At 60.4% G+C, this 17837-nt stretch carries 18 protein-coding genes; 6 read left to right on the forward strand and 12 right to left on the reverse strand.

Annotation, left to right across the window (positions count from 1 at the left end; all coding sequences use genetic code 11):
• Positions 1-42: 42 nt before the first annotated feature.
• Positions 43-1143: an ABC transporter substrate-binding protein gene (locus tag ACXMYO_RS06765; RefSeq protein ID WP_457808197.1), complete on the reverse strand. Its 1101-nt coding sequence runs from the start codon at positions 1141-1143 to the stop codon at positions 43-45.
• Positions 1144-1446: 303 nt separating this feature from the next.
• Here ACXMYO_RS06765 and ACXMYO_RS06770 point away from each other — a divergent pair, with 303 nt between their 5' ends.
• The 3 genes from ACXMYO_RS06770 (at position 1447) to ACXMYO_RS06780 (ending at position 3729) form a co-directional block, all read left to right on the forward strand.
• Positions 1447-2214, forward strand: a complete 768-nt coding sequence (locus tag ACXMYO_RS06770) for an SIMPL domain-containing protein (RefSeq protein WP_457808198.1) — start codon at positions 1447-1449, stop codon at positions 2212-2214.
• Between the two features lie 241 nt (positions 2215-2455).
• Entirely contained in the window at positions 2456-3370 is a 915-nt protein-coding gene (locus ACXMYO_RS06775; protein WP_457808199.1) for a LysR family transcriptional regulator ArgP, read from the forward strand.
• Positions 3371-3372: 2 nt separating this feature from the next.
• On the forward strand, positions 3373-3729 hold the full coding sequence (locus tag ACXMYO_RS06780) for a hypothetical protein (RefSeq protein ID WP_438767670.1): 357 nt from the start codon (positions 3373-3375) through the stop codon (positions 3727-3729).
• Here ACXMYO_RS06780 and ACXMYO_RS06785 read toward each other — a convergent pair.
• The gene (locus ACXMYO_RS06785) at positions 3704-4039 is read right to left on the reverse strand and encodes an MTH1187 family thiamine-binding protein (protein WP_457808200.1); all 336 of its coding nucleotides are present in this window, start codon (positions 4037-4039) and stop codon (positions 3704-3706) included. The genes ACXMYO_RS06780 and ACXMYO_RS06785 overlap by 26 nt on opposite strands.
• 200 nt (positions 4040-4239) lie before the next feature.
• Here ACXMYO_RS06785 and cfa point away from each other — a divergent pair, with 200 nt between their 5' ends.
• Together cfa and ACXMYO_RS06795 are read left to right on the forward strand one after the other, a co-directional pair.
• Positions 4240-5385: a cyclopropane fatty acyl phospholipid synthase gene (cfa, locus tag ACXMYO_RS06790; protein ID WP_457808201.1), complete on the forward strand. Its 1146-nt coding sequence runs from the start codon at positions 4240-4242 to the stop codon at positions 5383-5385.
• A 132-nt stretch (positions 5386-5517) separates the two neighbouring features.
• A complete protein-coding gene (locus tag ACXMYO_RS06795; protein ID WP_457808202.1) occupies positions 5518-6708 on the forward strand; it encodes an amino acid aminotransferase in 1191 nt (396 codons plus the stop codon).
• Positions 6709-6780: 72 nt separating this feature from the next.
• On the opposite strand, the gene ACXMYO_RS06800 is transcribed toward ACXMYO_RS06795, so the two are convergent.
• The 3 genes from ACXMYO_RS06800 to ACXMYO_RS06810 all read right to left on the reverse strand — a co-directional run bounded on the left by ACXMYO_RS06800 (position 6781) and on the right by ACXMYO_RS06810 (position 9353).
• Positions 6781-7308, reverse strand: a complete 528-nt coding sequence (locus ACXMYO_RS06800) for a hypothetical protein (RefSeq protein ID WP_457808203.1) — start codon at positions 7306-7308, stop codon at positions 6781-6783.
• A gap of 88 nt (positions 7309-7396) precedes the next feature.
• Entirely contained in the window at positions 7397-8725 is a 1329-nt protein-coding gene (locus tag ACXMYO_RS06805) for an MATE family efflux transporter (RefSeq protein WP_457809478.1), read from the reverse strand.
• Between the two features lie 157 nt (positions 8726-8882).
• Complete coding sequence (locus ACXMYO_RS06810) at positions 8883-9353, reverse strand: hypothetical protein (protein ID WP_457808204.1); 471 nt, start codon at positions 9351-9353, stop codon at positions 8883-8885.
• A gap of 159 nt (positions 9354-9512) precedes the next feature.
• Between ACXMYO_RS06810 and ACXMYO_RS06815 the strand changes: the two genes are divergently transcribed.
• Positions 9513-10469, forward strand: a complete 957-nt coding sequence (locus ACXMYO_RS06815) for a LysR family transcriptional regulator (RefSeq protein ID WP_457808205.1) — start codon at positions 9513-9515, stop codon at positions 10467-10469.
• Between the two features lie 58 nt (positions 10470-10527).
• On the opposite strand, the gene ACXMYO_RS06820 is transcribed toward ACXMYO_RS06815, so the two are convergent.
• The 7 genes from ACXMYO_RS06820 to ACXMYO_RS06850 form a co-directional block, all read right to left on the reverse strand.
• Positions 10528-11721 carry an O-succinylhomoserine sulfhydrylase gene (locus tag ACXMYO_RS06820; RefSeq protein WP_457808206.1) on the reverse strand — a complete coding sequence of 398 codons (1194 nt, stop codon included), beginning with the start codon at positions 11719-11721 and terminating at the stop codon, positions 10528-10530.
• 154 nt (positions 11722-11875) lie between these two features.
• Complete coding sequence (gene purF / locus ACXMYO_RS06825) at positions 11876-13393, reverse strand: amidophosphoribosyltransferase (protein ID WP_438767683.1); 1518 nt, start codon at positions 13391-13393, stop codon at positions 11876-11878.
• Positions 13394-13452: 59 nt separating this feature from the next.
• Positions 13453-14007 carry a CvpA family protein gene (locus tag ACXMYO_RS06830; RefSeq protein ID WP_438767684.1) on the reverse strand — a complete coding sequence of 185 codons (555 nt, stop codon included), beginning with the start codon at positions 14005-14007 and terminating at the stop codon, positions 13453-13455.
• Positions 14004-14834 (reverse strand): SPOR domain-containing protein, encoded by an 831-nt coding sequence (locus ACXMYO_RS06835; RefSeq protein ID WP_457808207.1) that lies wholly within the window; start codon positions 14832-14834, stop codon positions 14004-14006. Before ACXMYO_RS06835 ends, ACXMYO_RS06830 begins: the two co-directional genes overlap by 4 nt.
• Before the next feature lie 15 nt (positions 14835-14849).
• Positions 14850-16109 carry a bifunctional tetrahydrofolate synthase/dihydrofolate synthase gene (folC, locus tag ACXMYO_RS06840; RefSeq protein ID WP_457808208.1) on the reverse strand — a complete coding sequence of 420 codons (1260 nt, stop codon included), beginning with the start codon at positions 16107-16109 and terminating at the stop codon, positions 14850-14852.
• Between the two features lie 5 nt (positions 16110-16114).
• Positions 16115-17047 carry an acetyl-CoA carboxylase, carboxyltransferase subunit beta gene (gene accD, locus ACXMYO_RS06845; protein WP_438767689.1) on the reverse strand — a complete coding sequence of 311 codons (933 nt, stop codon included), beginning with the start codon at positions 17045-17047 and terminating at the stop codon, positions 16115-16117.
• 154 nt (positions 17048-17201) lie between these two features.
• Positions 17202-17834, reverse strand: coding sequence for a phosphoribosylanthranilate isomerase (locus ACXMYO_RS06850; RefSeq protein WP_438767690.1), 633 nt, complete (start codon positions 17832-17834; stop codon positions 17202-17204).
• Positions 17835-17837 lie beyond the last annotated feature (3 nt).

Here is a 17837-nt window from a genome sequence, read left to right on the forward strand (position 1 = left end):
CCCTTCTCCATATGACAGGCTGCCCGCCAGCGGGCAGCGGTCTTATCCTTTCAGGTCAATCCAGAGCGTTCCGGTGAACGGGTCGCTGATGTAGTGTTCGTTGATCTCATCAAGGGTCTGGTGCGCATCGATGTCTTCGAATCGATCGGGATAGCTCCATTTGGCCATCTGCTCGAGCACTAAAATGTTGAGCGGCGTGTTGATCAGGTGATGATACAAACCGTGTACCCGGCCGTTTTCCACAGCGCTCAAATGGCCGATCAGCGGGCGCTCCAGAATATGTTTGAGGGACTGCTCGGCCTCGGCGTCATCGACATCCGGTCCCAGCACCAAACCGTTGACGCGCCTGAGATAGCCGCCACCGGTGGCAATATAGACATCCGGGTCGCGGGTCAGCACGTATTGAGGATCAAGACGGCCCATTCTGCCCTTGAGCACATCAGCGCCGATATTGTCCACGTTCAAACGCCTGGCGAAATGGTCAAAGCTGCCCTGTCCGGGTGAATTGCAGCACTCGTTCATGCCGGCATGGGCCTCGATCATGACCGTGGGTCTGTCGGCGTTCGAATCCTTTTCGATCCGATCCAGCACGGCCTCACGCTTTTGCTCGTAGAAGCTGATGAACTGCTCGGCCTGATCCTCGCGTCCCAGAAGCGTTCCCAGCGCGCGCAGACTGGGCACGGTGTCATCCAGCGGGTCAGTGGCAAAATCGATAAAAACGACCGGAATACCGGCTGCATCCAGCTGGTTCATGAGCTCCTGACCCTGAGACACCGGCACCTGAGAACGGCTTAATACGACCGCATCAGGATTCATCGAAATGATTCTTTCCACCGAAATGCTGCCGGGGCCCGGGCCATCGCCCACGATAGGCAGAGCATCAAGTTCCGGCGCACGCTTTCGATAGATGTCATAAAGCTCGGGCGAGCGCTTCATGTCGCTGCCCCATCCCAGCAGCCAGTGTGCCGGGTCCTTGTCCAGCAGCGACAACGCAATCAGCTGACGCCCTTCAGCCAGCACGATGTGCTCTGCCGGCTTGTCGAGCGCCACGTCGCGGCCTTCAATATCATGTACCGTAATATCTGCCTGCGCCGACACTGACAACGCGCCCAGCGCCAGACCGACAAACCATTGTTTACTCACATGCATTCTGATGTATCGTCCTGACCGATCAAAAACGAGGGTTTGGGGCAATGCCCATAACGTTCATCATGATCCTGCAGCTTCGATGAGGCAAACATGTCATCCCGTCAACGCGGCCTTTTAGCGAGCCTTTAAGCGTCATCACGCCGGGTCTGTCAAAGGGTATCGTGTAAAGAGCGTTGTACTTCATGCCACAGCCTCTTTACTATTTCACACGATATTGTCCCCTGAGGTTATTTCAGGTTCGTTCTGACACGATCACTCTTTCCCTGCGCCAAGCGCCCTGTATGGAGCCTCAACCCGATGTCCGTTTCACTGCGCCTTCAAACGTTTCTGACACTGGTTGCCATGAGCCTGCCCGTGATGCCCGCACTGGCATCACAGCCGCCTCCCGCCCGACAGGTCGAGGTTCAGGCCGAGGCCAGTATCGATGTACTGCCCGACCGTGCCACCCTGAACGCCGTGCTCGTCGAAGCGACCCCTTTTGTGGAAAGAAATGGTGAACGCGATAATGAGGCCGCCGCAGAGGCTCGCCGGCAGCTGGAAAAACGCAGCACCGATCTGATCGATGCGCTGCGCGAACTGGGGATCGATAACCAGCGTCTTCATGCCGGCAATCTGAGCGTGCACAGTGAACAGCAGCCACAGGAGCGCGATCAGGGCGCTGCCCCGCGTGAACGAGTGGTTATCGAGCGCAGTATCGATATCGACATCAATGACCTGACAACGCTGCCCGATATCATCGATGCGCTGTTTGCCAACGGTATCGACCGTCTGGCCGGCATTCGCTACGACGTCAGTGACCAGGAAGGCGTCGAGGACCAGGCCCTTCAAAAGGCGCTGGTACGCGCTCAGCACAAGGCAGAGCTGATGGCGAAGGCGCTGTCGGTATCACTGGGTGGCGTCGAGCGCATTCAGGAAACCCGGTCACCGGTATTTCGACCGATGATGATGGCCACGGCGCGCAGCGAACAGGCCGACAGCGCCAGCTACTCGCCGGGCACCATCAGCGTGGATGCCGGCGTACTGGTCAACTGGTCACTGGACACGTCATCCACAACGTCCAACTGATCAAGATGGCCTTTCGCCTGCCGGCACGCTCGGCCTGAGCATTTACAGACCTGATGCGACCGGCAGGCCCATAACAATTCATGCGTGCGCTTTTGCACGTTCATGCCGCCCGCGGTGTTGTCTGTTGCGACAGCGCCGCGATCGGCACATCCGGACTGTGCCCATGAGCACCTGCCCATGACATGCTCTATTCTATAGAGCTGTTGGATGGAACCATCATATAAGCGGCTTAGCAGGCGTTATGCTCGACTATAAACTTCTTGAGGCGCTTGGCGCCGTTGTGGACCAGGCAGGTTTTGAGCGCGGCGCTCAGGTACTGGGACTGACCCAGTCTGCTGTATCCCAGAGAATCAAGCTTCTGGAGGCACGCCTGGGCCAGCCGGTCCTGATTCGTGCCCCGCGCATTGCCCCCACGGACCTGGGGAAAAGGCTTCTCAACCACATTCAGCAGGTGCGCCTGCTCGAACACGATCTGCTCGATTATGTCCCCTCGCTGGGCGATCGCGAACAGCGTCTGCGCATTGCCCTTAATGCCGACAGTCTGGCCACCTGGTGGGCCGAGGCGGTCGAGGATTTCTTTCGGGAGCACGCCGTACTGTTCGACCTGGTCGTCGAGGATCAGGAAACGGCGCTCAAGCGCATGCGTGACGGCGAGGTGGCTGCCTGTCTGTGCATGACGCCACGCTCGATTCAGGGCGCGCGCGCTCGACCGCTGGGAGGCATGCGATATCGCCCGCTGGCCACGCCGGGCTTTGTGCAGCGCTATTTTCCCAACGGCCTGGATCGTATCTCACTGGCCGAAGCACCGGCCGTGGTGTTTGGCCCCGATGATCGACTGCAGCAGCGCTATATCGCCAACCACGGCGTCACCGTCCCCTTTCCCCATCATCTGTGCCCCTCTTCTGAAGGGTTCTATCAGATGATCCGCTCTGGCATCGGCTATGGACTGATTCCCGAGATTCAGGCACAGGCGGCCATCGACCGCGGAGAACTGGTCGATCTTGAAAGCAGCGCGGATGTTATCGTGCCGCTTTACTGGCATTACTGGCGTCAGGGGGGGAATATACTGGAAGCGCTGACACAGCATCTGACCCAGCATGCCAGACGCTGGCTGACCGATCTTGATGGCTTCGAAAATCCTGCAGGAGTGCCCTGATCATGCCCGCTCCCCTTGTCTTCAGATCCACGTTTGCCTGCCTTGGCATGGTGCTGTTGTCCTCACTGGTGTCGGGCTGCAGCACGACGCCGGCAGAGGGACAGTCTGAAGACACGCTGACCGTCAGTGCGGGCGCCATCGATGAACCCACGGCCAGAGCCGATGCCATGGAGACCGGCCAGCATCTTTGTCGAGCCCGCGGTGGCCGACAGGCCAGCATGCTGGACATGCAGGTCACCCCGCCTGAAATGGCCACCCTGGACGATGATGACGAGGCAAACTCCACCACGGACGCTCTCGAAGCCGCCACCTCGGAAGGCGATATCTGGCGCGCTACGCTGACCCTGCGCTGTCGCTGATTTCCCTGCCGCCGCGGCGAAGCGCCTGAACACTCTCGATCTTGTCCGACAGGCTCTGCTCGCGGTCCGTGCGCGTGCCGATGCGCATGGAGGTCGTAATCCTTGGCGCGCCCATGTCATGAACGACTTCATGGCAGCGTCTGACCACCTCAAACACACTCTCCCACTCCCCTTCGATATTGGTGCCATAGGCGTGCATCTGATGCACAAGCCCTGCCTGCTCGATCACTTCCTGACAGGCCGATACGTAGGCACCCACTGAAACACCCACGCCCAGCGGTACAACACATAGATCGATCATGACCTTCATCCCGAACCTCCTTCACGACACAGCTTGAATGTAAACACCTGTTATTGAAACAGGGCTGGAAAATCGTCAACCATCCCTCATGATTTAAGACTGAAGCAAGAAAAGCGACCTCTTTCGTTTTTATGCCAGCCAATGTGTCACCCGTTTACGGTACAGGGAGGCATCGTGGAGGTCATGAACCGTTACCAGGGGAGGATGGCATGACCAGCAATACCTTTGGCAATTCAACCACCACTAGCGATACACGCTCGCGTCGCCTGATCGAGTCATGGCTTCACTCCACGGGCGTGACGCTCAATGGCAGCAGGCCCTGGGATCTGCAGGTCCATCATCCCGACTTCTATGGTCGGATCGTCCGTCAGGGCTCACTCGGACTTGGCGAGTCCTATATGGACCACTGGTGGTCCTGTGAGCGCATCGATCAGTTCATCGAGCGCGTTCTGTTGGCCAATCTGGGGGAGCGGGCCCATACCCGGCGTGAGAAGCTGCTCTATCAGCTTCAGGCCGGCCTGACCAATCTCCAAAGTAAAACACGCGCTTTCATGGTGGGTGAGCAGCACTACGATTTCGGTAATGACCTGTTTCAAGCCATGCTGGATGAGACGATGTGCTACTCGTGCGGCTACTGGAAAGAGGCTGCCACCCTGCACGAGGCGCAAATTGCCAAGCTGGATCTGGCAGCACGCAAGCTTCAGCTTCGCCCCGGCATGCGAGTGCTCGATATTGGCTGCGGCTGGGGCAGTTTCGCCAGACATGCCGCCCGCCATTACGGTGTCCATGTGACGGGTATCACCATTTCCAGAGAGCAGGCGGAGCTTGCCAGAAAGCGCTGTGAAGGCCTGGATGTCGAAATCCTGCTCGAGGACTACCGCGATCTGCAGGGCAGATTCGACCGTATCGTTTCCATCGGCATGTTCGAGCATGTCGGTCACAAGAACTACCCGACCTATTTCGACACGGTAGAGCGACTGCTGGCACCGGATGGTCTTTTTGTACTGCATACTATCGGGTCCAACAACTCGACAATCGGTGCCGACCCCTTTATCAACAAGTACATCTTCCCCAACGGGGTGCTGCCCTCGATCGCCCGAATCGCAAGGCCCACCGAAAACAAAATGGTCATGGAAGACTGGCAGAACTTCGGCGCAGACTACGACCGTACCCTGATGGCCTGGCTTGACAACATCGAAAAGGCCTGGCCGTCGCTGCCCTACGATGAGCGTACCCAGCGCATGTTCCGCTACTATCTGGCCAGCTGCGCCGGTGCCTTCAGGGCGCGGGATCTTCAGCTCTGGCAGGTCGTCTTTTCCAAACTTCGACCCGGTCGCTACGATGCCCCTCGCTAGCCGTGGCGTGCCGGTCAGGACGGTCGTGTCATCGGCGGTGGCAGTAACGGTCCTGCAGTGGCATTATTTCTCGTGTGCCACCTACATGCCTATTCATTCATGACCGCCAACCCGACGAGGTAGTCATTCAAGATGTTCGAGCGTATCGAGCGAGTTCCCGGGGACGCCATCCTCGGCCTGATCGAAGCCTATCAACAGGACACCAACCCGCAAAAGGTCGATCTCGGGGTCGGTGTCTATCGTGACGACAAGGGCCGTACTCCGGTGCTTGCCACGGTCAAAAAGGCGGAAGAGCAGCTTTATCAGCAGGAAGCCACCAAAAGCTACATCGGCTCCCATGGCGATACGCGCTATACCGAGGCGGTCACCAGGATGGTAGTGGGTGAAGACTCTGCGGCGCTGAGCGCCGGGCGGATCAGCACCACCCAGACCCCGGGGGGCACCGGCGCCCTGCGCCTGGCGGCCGACTTTTTAAAGTCGCACCTGTCGAATCGAGCCATCTGGCTGAGCGACCCGACCTGGCCCAATCACCCGGCCATCTTTGAAGCCGCCGGCATCGAGGTCAAACGCTACCCTTACGTCAACGCCGACAATCGACTGGATTTCGACGCGATGCTGTCCGCCCTCGGGGAAGTGCCCGAAGGCGATATCGTGCTGCTGCACGCCTGCTGCCATAACCCGACCGGCTTTGACCTGTCGCAAGACCAGTGGCGCGAGATTCTGGAAGTGGTCAAATCGCGCGGACTGCTGCCGCTGATCGATTTTGCCTACCAGGGCTTTGGTGATGGCCTGGATCAGGACGCCTTTGGTGTACGCCTGTTCGTCGAGGCGCTCGATGAAATGCTGATCACGACGTCGTGCTCGAAAAACTTCGGCCTCTACCGGGAGCGCACCGGCTCGCTGATGGTGCTGGCCGCTGATCATGAGCAGATGCAAAACGTGCGCACCCAGATCGCCATTGCCGCTCGGGAAAACTACTCCACGCCGCCGTCTCACGGCGCTGCGGTCGTTGCCGAGATTCTGGGCTCGCAGACACTGACCGATCAGTGGCAGCAGGAGCTTGCCGAGATGCGCGGGCGCATCAACGATCTGCGCAGCGATTTTGTGGCGGCTTTCCGAGCGCACGGGCTTGAAGAGCGTTTCGCCTTCATTGCCGAGCAGCGCGGCATGTTCTCCTACACCGGCCTGACTCAGGCACAGGTCAAGCGACTGCGTGACGAGTTCAGCATCTATATGGTCGGCTCGGGCCGTGCCAATATTGCCGGGCTCTCCGGCGATTCGCTGGCGTACGTGGCCCGCGCCATTGCCACGGTCGTTGAATAACGCCCAAATGTGAGCATCAAAAAGCGAGCCTGAAGGCTCGCTTTTTTTATGCGCCGTGTCATCACTGCACGCTCAGGGCGTCGTTATGGTCTCTTCGCGACGCGGGTCGGTGGCTTCCGGTTCGTCCGGAGCCGGCGAGACACCCCAGGCCGCCGCCGAAGGCGTGCTCAATGTTGCAGGCGCCGCAGCCTCTTGCGAGCGCCATTGCCGGGAGGCCGGCTCCGGTGGCAGTCGCCAGGAGGAAGACACCGTCTGCTCAGGGTCTGTCACTTCTGCTGTCTGCGCCTTCATCTGCAGCTGACGCGCGATGGCGGGGTCGTCAAAACGCCGGCGAAACTCCTGACGTGAAATCCGCCCGTCACCGTCTTGATCCAGCGCGTTCCATTGGTTGCCAAGCCCCATGCGCTCCAGATCCAGCGCGCCGAGACCGGTGTTCGGGTCGGTATTGCCCTGATCAAAGACCACATCGGCATTTGGCATACCGCCCGATGAGGTACCCGCCCCTGCCACGTCATTGTCCTGTGGCGAGTGCGAGGCACAGCCTGCCAGCATGACCAGAATGGTCAGGCCCGACAGCTCTTTTCGATATCGCGTTGGCATACGGCGCATCTCCATCACTACCACCCATCATGAAAGCGTTCTAATACTATAAACACAATACCGGCGCGCTTCACGATAGAGTCTCATATCACGCCTCTGCGGCCATGTCCTTATCGATGCGCCCCTTATCACCCAGTATGCGGCGATAGCTCCACCAAGCCAGCACGCCGGCCAACACATTGCCCACGGCGGCGCCGATACCCAGACCCACAAAACCTCCGAGCCAGACCCCCACTCCCAGACAGGGCAGATAGCAGACAAAAAGGCGCATGAAGGAGACAGTAACGGCGCGGCGCGGCCAGCCCAGCGCGTTGCAGGCCGATACCACCAGCATGCAGATCCCTAAAAAGGCGTAGCTGGGCAGCATGAAATACAAAAGCGTTGCCAGCATGCCTCGCACCTCGTCGTTGCCGGCCAAAAGCCCGGCCAGCGGCAGGGCAAGCGCACTCAACAAAAGTCCCAGCAGCAGCTGCCAGATCAGCACCACGCGTGCCGCCAGATTCATCAGCGCCCGAATTTCCTGCCAGCGCCCGGCCCCGAAGCTGCGTCCCAGCCAAGGTGGCAGGGACATGGTCAACCCCAGCACCACCAGAATGACAAAGGTTTCCAGGCGCGCAGCCAGCCCCCAGGCCGCCACAGCGGCCTCACCGAGTCGCGCCACAATGCCGGTGGCCGCCAGTGCCGACACCGCCGGCAACAGCTGGGAGGCCATGGCCGGCAGGGCAATACCCATAAAGCGCCCGATCGAGGTGCCGGCTTCTTCACGAAGGCCCGACCCGGCCAGCCAGTCACGTCGGGCAAGGCTTCTGGCCAGCACCAGCAGGCCGATGACAAAGGCAATCAGCGTCGCCCAGGCTGCCCCTGCCAGCCCCCAGCCCTCAAAGGGCCCTACGCCAAAGATCAGCACGGGGTCGAGCACCAGATTGATCAGGCTGGTCAGCACCATCATGCGACCGGGAAGACGCGTCTCCCCGTGAGCGCGGAAAAGGCTGTAGCCCAGATACAAAAGCGCGCCGATCCAGCTTGCCAGCAGCCAGGGGCCCCAGTACTGATTGATCAGTACCAGCGTCTCCTCGTTGGCACCCAGAAGACGAAAGATGATCGGCTCCAGTAGCCAGAGCGCCAGCAAAAGCAACAGCATCGCCACGCTGCCACCGACCAGTACCAGGCTGCCCAGCCGCCGGGCACGGGCCTGTTCCCCCGCCCCCAGCGCGCGCGAAATCAAGGCCGCAATGGCAATACCAAAGCCGACCTGCACGCCGATGATGACGGTGGCGACCGGAAAGGTGAACGACTGCGCTGCCAGCGGTTGCGTACCCAGTCGGGCGATGAAGATACTATCGATCAGATTGAAGCCCAGCAGCGCCATGACGCCCATGGCCATGGGCAGCGTCTGACGCCAGAGGGTTTTACCCATTTCTCGGGTTTGAGGCGATGCCACAGCAGCTCCAGAGTTGATGGGACACAGTGTTATGCGGCGCGCAGTCTAACCTTATGCACAAAAAAAAGCAGGCGGCGCCTGCTTTTTTGAACCTTCGACCGCCGGAAAACGACAGTCATCCAATATTTTCGGGTTACAGCGAGGTGAGAATCTCGTAGCTGTTGTCCGAACTGGCGCGGCTCTGGGTGGTACGGCCATCGACGACCAGCGTGTACTGACCGGCGGAGAGCGCACTGTCGATATTAAAGTTGCCCTGAATATCACTGGCGCTGCTGGCAACGACCTGGCCCTGCTGGTCAAGCACCATGGCATTGAGACGATAGGCGGCGTTGTGAGTACCTGCCAGCTGCCGACTCGCAAGCTGTACCTGACCGTCGTTTTCTACATTGAAGGCAAAGCGGTGCGGCGCCCCCTGGGCGGCGTAATGGGTACCGGTCACCCCATTGGCGGTGGCCACCGCCGAGCGGGAGAGCATGCTGCTACCGGTATTGAGGGCCGCGCCATTATTGGCCTTCATGAACTCGCCCTCGGCGGTGGAGGCCATGCTCTGCTGGGCCATCAGCGTGGTCAGTGAAAGCGCGGCAATCAGAAGTGTGCGTGTCATGTCATGTCCCTTTTCAGTGTGCTATATCTCGGGGCTGCTTTCGGCAGCGCCGTTTCGATAGATATATTCTCTGCCTGAAAAGGTTTTTGATCGATGCACGCTATAACAACTTTGTGTTGCACAAAGCGCAACAGTCACGTCGGGAGGCCATAAGCCGCCATGGACCTGTCCAGCCGTCTTTTGCTCCTTGCCGAGGTGGTCGATGCCGGAAGCTTTACGCGCGCCGCCGACCTTCGTCATGTTGACCGCTCGGTCATTTCACGCCAGATCCGCCATCTCGAAAAGGAACTGGAGGTGCGCCTTTTCAACCGTTCGACCCGTGTGGTGCATTTGACCGATGCCGGTCGCGAGATCTATCAGCGCGCTCTGCGACTGCGCACGGCCCTTGAGGATGCCCGCCACGTGGCAGAGGCCTACCAGAGCGAGCCTCGAGGCGTATTGCGCATCAATGCGCCGACGGATTTCGGCAGACGTTACGTGGCGCCGGCGGCCGGCCTTTTCATGAGACGTTTCAAGGACATCCGCGTTGAGCTCCAGCTCGATAATGCCTATGTCGATGTCATTGCCGGCGGCTATGATCTGGTGATTCGCATCAGCGAACCGCAGGACTCCTCACTGATTGCCCGACCGCTGGCACGCAACCATCAGGTCATTTGCGCCAGCCCGGAATTCATTCAACGACACGGCATGCCCGAAAGCGTCGAGGCGCTGCTGTTGCTGCCGGCCACCACCTACTCGCGCGACGACCTGTCGGTGGACTATCTCCATTACTACAACGAGGACAACCGCATTGTCCGCGGCGCCCTCAATCCACGCTTTCGCACCAATGACCCCGAGGTCATGATCCGGGCCATGCTGGTGGGTCTGTGCTATGGCGTCATGTCCGCCTTCATGCTTGAAGACGCCTTCCGGGAAGGCAGGCTGTTTCCCATCCTGCCCGAATTGCAGCTGGCGCCGAGCCCCGACATCCACATGGTCTATCCCCACCGGGAGTTCATGACGCTCAAGACACGACGCTTTATCGAGTGTCTGCAGGAGATTGTCGGTGACCCGCCCATCTGGGAGCGCAACATGCCGAAAATCGGCATGCTGCAGGGGTACAACCCTCTGGCCTGAATCCGGGGGCCGTCAGAACCTGCAACATTTCACAGGTTCTGACGGTGTCGTGGCCGGCTTACAGGGCATCGAGACCGCGTGACAGATCCCTTTTGATGTCCTCGAGATGCTCAAGACCCACCGCGATACGGATCAAGCCTTCCGTGATGCCAGCGCTGGCGCGCTGCTCATCGCTTAAGCGCCCGTGTGTGGTAGTAGCCGGGTGGGTAATGGTGGTCTTGAGATCGCCCAGATTGCCGGTAATCGACAAAAGCTGCGTGGCATCGATCACCGACCAGGCACCGTCACGCTCGCCCTTGACTTCCACACCCAGCACCGCGCCGAAACCGCTTTGCTGGCGTGCGGCCAGCTCATGCTGCGGATGAGAGCTCAAACCGCTGTAGTACACCCTTTCCACCCCGGGGTGCGCCTCGAGCCACTGCGCCAGCGCCAGCGCATTGTCACAGTGGGCGCGCATGCGAAGCCCCAGCGTTTCCAGCCCCTTGGTGAAAATCCACGCATTGAAGGGGCTCATGCTCGGGCCACAGGTGCGCACCACACCATGCACTTCCTTCACCAGGTCGGCGCGGCCGGCCACGGCGCCGCCGATGGCACGCCCCTGCCCGTCCAGATACTTGGTCGCCGAATGAATGATCAGATCCGCGCCATGCTCCATCGGGCGTAGCAATGCCGGGGTGCAAAAGCAGTTGTCGATGGCAAGCCAGGCCCCATGCTCATGCGCGATATCGGCCAGCGCGCGAATATCGGCAATCTCGGAGAGCGGATTGGAGGGCGTCTCGGCAAAGAGCAGTTTCGTGCGCGGCGTCATGGCCGCCTTCCAGGCCTCCAGATCGGAAAGCTCCACAAAATGGGTGACCACGCCGAACTTGCCAAAGTATTTGGCAAACAGGCTGACCGTGGAACCAAACAGCGCCCGCGAGGCCACAATCTCGTCACCGGCCTCCAGCAGCCCGAGTACGGTCGACATGATGGCCGCCATGCCCGACGACGTGGCCACACAGGCCTCGGCCCCTTCCATTGCCGCCAGCCGTGCTTCAAAGGTCTGCACGCTCGGGTTGGTAAAGCGCGAGTAGACGTTGCCCGGCGCTTTGCCGGAAAACTTGGCGGCCGCTTCGGCTGCGCTTTCGTAGACAAAGCTTGAGGTGGGGAAGATCGGTTCGCTGTGCTCCTGCTCATGGGTACGCTGATGGCCGGCCCGGATGGCCAGCGTATCCGGATGCAGGGGCTCGCCCTGGTCGTCTTTCTCGAACATGGTGATTTCCTTGATGGTCGAAGGCCGCAGCATCCCTTGAAAATGCCCGGGGCAGCGTCGACCGTGATCGTCATGAACAAAATGACCGGGCGCATGGCCCGGTCATTCAATGAATACCCTTCAGCGATGTTTTACCCTGCCGCGGGCGCGGGAATCAGTCAACTTCCTCAACGTCGTTGTGCAGATCCACCTGGGCGTGGCCGCCGCTGGATTGCTGCTTGGCGGCGTCGCTGCGGGCAATTTCAAGCCGGGCCAGATAGTCCGGATCGATATCTCCGGTCACATAACGACCGTCAAAGACCGAGCAGTCAAACGCTTCAAGTGTCGGGTTGATCTCCCTGACGGCTTCCTTGAGATCGTCGAGATCCTGATAGACCAGTCGGTCGGCACCGATCAGTTCGGCGACGTCTTCAGTGGTGCGATCAAAGGCAATCAGCTCCATGGCCACCGGCATGTCGATACCGTAGACATTGGGATAGCGCACGGCCGGCGCGGCGGAAGCAAAGTAGACGTTTTTAGCGCCGGCTTCGCGCGCCATCTGAATGATTTCGTTGCAGGTGGTGCCGCGCACGATGGAATCATCCACCAGCAACACGTTCTTGCCGGCAAACTCGATATCGATGGCATTGAGCTTTTGACGCACCGACTTCTGACGCTGGGTCTGCCCCGGCATGATAAAGGTCCGCCCGATGTAGCGGTTTTTCATAAAGCCTTCGCGATACGCCACGTTCAGATGCAGCGCCAGCTCCAGCGCCGCCGTGCGGCTGGTATCGGGAATGGGGATAACGACATCAATATCGTTGTCGGGCCAGTCACGCTTGATCTTCTCGGCAAGCTTTTGCCCCATGCGCATGCGGGTGGCATAGACGTTGGCACCATCGATGATCGAATCCGGGCGCGCCAGATAGACGTATTCGAAGATGCAGGGCGTCAGCCGGACATTTTCAACGCACTGCTGGGTATGCAGGTTGCGCGCCATGTCGATATAAAGCGCCTCACCCGGGGCCAGGTCGCGAATCAGCTCAAAGCCTGCCACATCCAGCGCCACGGATTCGGACGCAATCATGTACTCTGGGCCTTCCGGCGTATCGCGTCGACCGAACACGACCGGGCGAATGCCGTGCGGGTCACGAAAGGCGACCAGCCCCTTGCCATTGATGATCGACACCGCCGCATAACCGCCCTTGCAGCGGCGATGGACCCGGCGAATGGCATCAAAGATGTCTTCGGCTTCCAAGTGATGCCCCTGTTTGCCCAGCTCATGGGCAAAGACATTAAGCAGCACTTCGGAATCCGAGCTGGTATTGATGTGGCGAAGGTCGGCGTTGAACAGCTCGGCCACCAGCTGTTCGGAATTGGTCAGGTTACCGTTGTGAACCAGCGCAATGCCATAGGGAGAGTTGACATAAAAGGGCTGGGATTCCGATTCACTGGCAGAGCCGGCCGTTGGATAGCGTACATGGCCGATGCCGATGTTGCCCTTGAGCCGCTGCATGTGGCGCGTATGAAAGACATCACGCACCAGACCATTGCTCTTGCGCAGCAAAAAGCGACCGTTGTTCCAGGTCATCATGCCGGCAGCATCCTGGCCTCGGTGCTGCTGCACCGTCAACGCATCATAGACTGCCTGGTTTACCATCGAGTTGGCCATCAGGCCCACGATACCGCACATGCGTTACATCCTCGCTGTCGGTGATTGCCGGCGCGTTGCCGGCCGTACTGATCGCTTGATCATTGCGACATCTGCCGGGGCAGGTGTCCTTGCAGTTCACGAGCGCGCTGCGATGCTTCATCCATGAGAGACTGATCCGTGTCGAGCTGTTGATACTGGCGAATGGCCATATCACGCCCCTGCTCGACCCAGGGTAAAAATGTCGACTGGCGCCAGTCATCGGACTGGCTCAGCGGTGTCAGACCCACCACGGCCACGATCACGATGAGCACGAAACCGCCCCGCAGCAGGCCAAACGCGGCGCCCAGAAGACGGTTGAAAAACCCCATCCCGACCCATTCGATCATGGCGTGCAGAAGTCTGATCACCATATTGGCCAGCAACAGCACGACAAATACCACCAGCACAAAGCCGATCACCAAACGAATCTGTGGGCTATCGATATAGTCGGTAAAAAGATCCGCGGCCGGCTGCCCCAGAGCGCGGGCAGCAAGCAGGGCCGCAATCCATGCGGCCAGCCCCAGCCCCTCGCGGATAAAGCCGCGCGCAAACCCCGACAGGACCGAAAATCCCAGAATGATGAGAAAGGCCCAGTCAATCCAGGTCCAGCTCACTGACCACCTTCACGACGAACGATCAGCCCCTTGATGTTGGCCCTGGACTGAAGCTCGGCGCGTGCCCGTTCGCTCTCTTCGGTGGAGCCATAAGGGCCGACATAGACCGTGTTGAGCTCACCACGCGGCTGCTTGTAAGCGGCAAAGCCCTGCGACTTGAGCTGCTCGATCAGACGGTCGGCATTTTCGGGCTGGCCGAAGCTGCCGGCCTGTACGGCCCAGCCGCCGCTGCCGGAGGGCTGAGAGGCACTGGCGCTGTTGCGATTGGCCGCGGCCATGATCGGATCACCCGAAGAGTCATCGCTGCGTGCCGGCGTTTGGCGCTGGGCACTACTGCTGCTTTCCCGGGTCGTTGTGGCCGGTCGGCTGCTGCTCGAGGAAGCCGCGCTGCTGCCCGAATTTGAAGCGCTACCGGTGCTTGAAGTGCTACCGGCGGAGGAAGCAGCAGTACTGCCACTCGAGGAGGCAGTATTGCCCCCGGTGCGCGCGGTATCGGCATCGCGTGATCCGGTCTGCGGCGATGACGGCTCGGCGCGAGCAGGTGCCTGCTCGGTTTCACGCTGGCGATCCGGGAACAGCTGATTGCTTTGACTGGACTGACCCGACCGGGCGCTGTCATCAACGCGATCTTCATTCTCGGGCAGCGGTGACTGCGGAGCGGCCACATCACGCTGTGACATGTTGATGGGCTGCTCGATGATCATCGATGAGTCGTCGGCACTTTCCTCGTCATCACTTGAGCCCCCAAACATAATGGGGAGCAGAATAAGGGCCAGGGCCACGATAATGACGATACCGCTGATGCGCTCACGCATGCCGTATTTCATGCGACTCTCTCCTTGTTACGCGGTTCCCTCGCCCCTTTCAAGCCGGGCCAGTGCTTCTGCCACGGTGAAAAAGGAGCCGCAAACCAGTACGTCATCATGTTGTGAATGTTGTTCAAGCCAGGCAATGCCCGCCGCCGGGCTGTCCGCCAGGGCCACCACCTCGCCGCCGCGGGCACGAATGATATCTGCCAGAGTAGCCGCCTGTCGCGCTCGCGCCCCGGAAAGGGTTACCGGCAGCCAGTCGTCTACCACCGGCCAGAGCGCCTCGATGACACCCTCGGCGTCCTTGTCACCCAACATGCCCAGAAGCGCCACGCGTCGTGTCACGGGCCGCAGCATTAATTGATCAGCCACATACCCTGCCGCATGCGGATTGTGCGCCACATCCAGACAGTAGCGACCGATACGCTGCATGCGTCCGACCAGACGAATACCGGACAGCGCCTGTATCAGACGCTCGGGTTCAAGCGGTATGCCCAGCGCCTCAAGCGCTGTCAGCGCACTGGCCGCATTGTCCAGCGGCAGCCCCGGGTCGGGAAGCGACAGCTCATCGAAAGCGCCATCGGGCCGCTGCCACTGCCAGCCGTCGTGGCCATCGCGACGCCAGTCAAAGTCTGCACCGAGCACGAGACAGCGAGACACCGGCAATGAGGCGGCATGTGCCGCCACGCTTGCGACCATGTTACGGCTGCCCAGTACGGCCGGATGCCCGGCGCGCAGAATGCCCGCCTTTTCGGTACCGATTTTTTCGATGTCGGTGCCCAGAAAATCGGCGTGATCGAGCGCCACGCTGGTCACGATGCCGACATCGGCATCGATGATATTGGTGGCGTCCAGCTGACCGCCCAGCCCGACCTCCAGAATGGCCAGATCCGGAGCGCGGTCACGAATGATGACAAGCGCTGCCAGCGTGCCCATTTCGAAATAGGTCAGTCCGGTCTCAAGACGCACGGCGTCGATGCGCTCAAAGGCATCGATCAACGCCTCGTCACTGACCTCGTTACCATCAAGCGTCAGGCGCTCGTTGTAGCGCAGCAGATGCGGCGAGGTGTAGCAGGCCGTGCTCAGGCCATGCGCCCGGGCCACGGCCTCGACCATGGCCACGGTCGACCCCTTGCCGTTGGTGCCGGCCACGGTAACGACCCGGCGTGCAATGGGGCCGGACAATAGTCCCAGCCGCTCGGCCACGATGCGAATACGCTCAAGCCCCAGATCGATGGCAACCGGGTGCAGCTTCTCCAGATGGGCCAGCCACTGTGTCAGTGTGAAAGACATGACAATCAGCGTGCGGCGTCAGCGCTGTACGGCTTGCCATCGTCACCTTCCACGTCTTCAAGCATCGTGACGGCAGGCTCGGAGGGGCGGTCGGTCAGCGTGCGCAGGATACGCCCCAGTCGGGTACGCATCTCGCTGCGATGGATGATCATGTCGACCGTGCCGTGCTCCAGCAAAAACTCGCTGCGCTGGAAACCCTCGGGGAGTTTTTCGCGCACGGTCTGCTCGATAACACGCGGGCCGGCAAAACCGATCAGGGCATTGGGCTCGGCCACGTTGAGATCGCCCAGCATGGCCAGTGACGCCGACACGCCGCCAAAGACCGGATCCGTGAGTACCGAAATATAGGGCGTCCCGGCTTCACGCAGGCGCTCTAGCGCCGCCGAGGTCTTGGCCATCTGCATCAGTGAGAAAAGGGCTTCCTGCATGCGCGCACCACCGGAGGCGGCAAAGCAGACCAGCGGGCGCTTCTCTTCCCGGGCAATCGTTGCCGCGCGGACGAACTTCTCGCCCACCACGCTGCCCATGGAGCCGCCCATGAACTCAAACTCGAACGCCACGGCCACGACCGGCAGACCATCCAGCGTGCCCTTCATGACAATCAGGGCATCCTTTTCTTCGGTGGCCTTCTGCGCGCCGGCCAGGCGGTCCTTGTACTTCTTGGAATCGCGAAACTTGAGCCGGTCCACCGGCTCGAGCTGGGCTGCAATCTCTTCGCGACCGTCGCTGTCCAGAAACCAGGAGAGGCGACGGCGCGCGTTCAAACGCAGGTGGTGATCACACTTGGGGCAGACATTGTGATGCCGCTCAAGCTCGGGCCGATAAAGGACAGCCTCACAATTGGGACATTTACGCCACAGGCCGTCGGGAATGTTGTTGCGACGATCGGTACGGGCAGTACGCCCCATTGAAGGAACAATCTTGTCGAGCCAGCTCATCGAGAAAGGGCTTCCATATCGTTGATGGTCAGTCTTTTAAAATGGGCGCGCCGCAAAAGCGTATGGCGCATTTGCCCATTATCAATCATCGGCGGTAGCGAGGGCCAGTCCGGCGTGCATCAACACCGCACAACCCCTGCCTCGCCTGTCGGCATCAAAGGGTACGCGACGCGCCGTCAGCGTTTTGCACCCGATCAATGAAGGCCCTGATCAGGTCAGGGTCCTTGATGCCGGCACCGGCCTCCACGCCACCGGAAACATCCACACCAAAGGGCGCCACCTGATCGACGGCCCGGGCTATGTTGTCCGGCGTCAGACCACCGGCGAGTATCATCGGCAGTGCCGGATCGCGCGGCACTCGTGACCAGTCAAAGGTTTCACCGGTGCCGCCGGGTACGCCGGGGCGATAGGCATCCAGCAGCAGACCGCGGGCGCGGTGATAGCGCTCGGCCTCATGGGCGAGATCGATATCATCGCGCATGCGCAGCGCCTTGAGCCAGCTCATGCCGTAAAGGTCACAGGCTTCGGGCGCCTCGTTGCCGTGAAACTGAAGCATGTCAAGCCAGGGCGCGCAGCGCATGACGACATCGGCCTCCTGATCCACAAAAAGCCCCACCCGGGTCACAAAGGGCGGCACCCGGGCGGCCAGACGCTCGAGTCGCTCTACCGTCAGCGCCCGCTTGCTGCCGGGCCACATGACAAATCCCAGCGCATCGGCGCCGGCCTCTACTGCAGCATCGACATCCGCTTCACGGGTCAGGCCACAAATCTTGATTCGGGTTCGCATGTA

Source organism: Kushneria sp. EE4 (assembly GCF_977968315.1).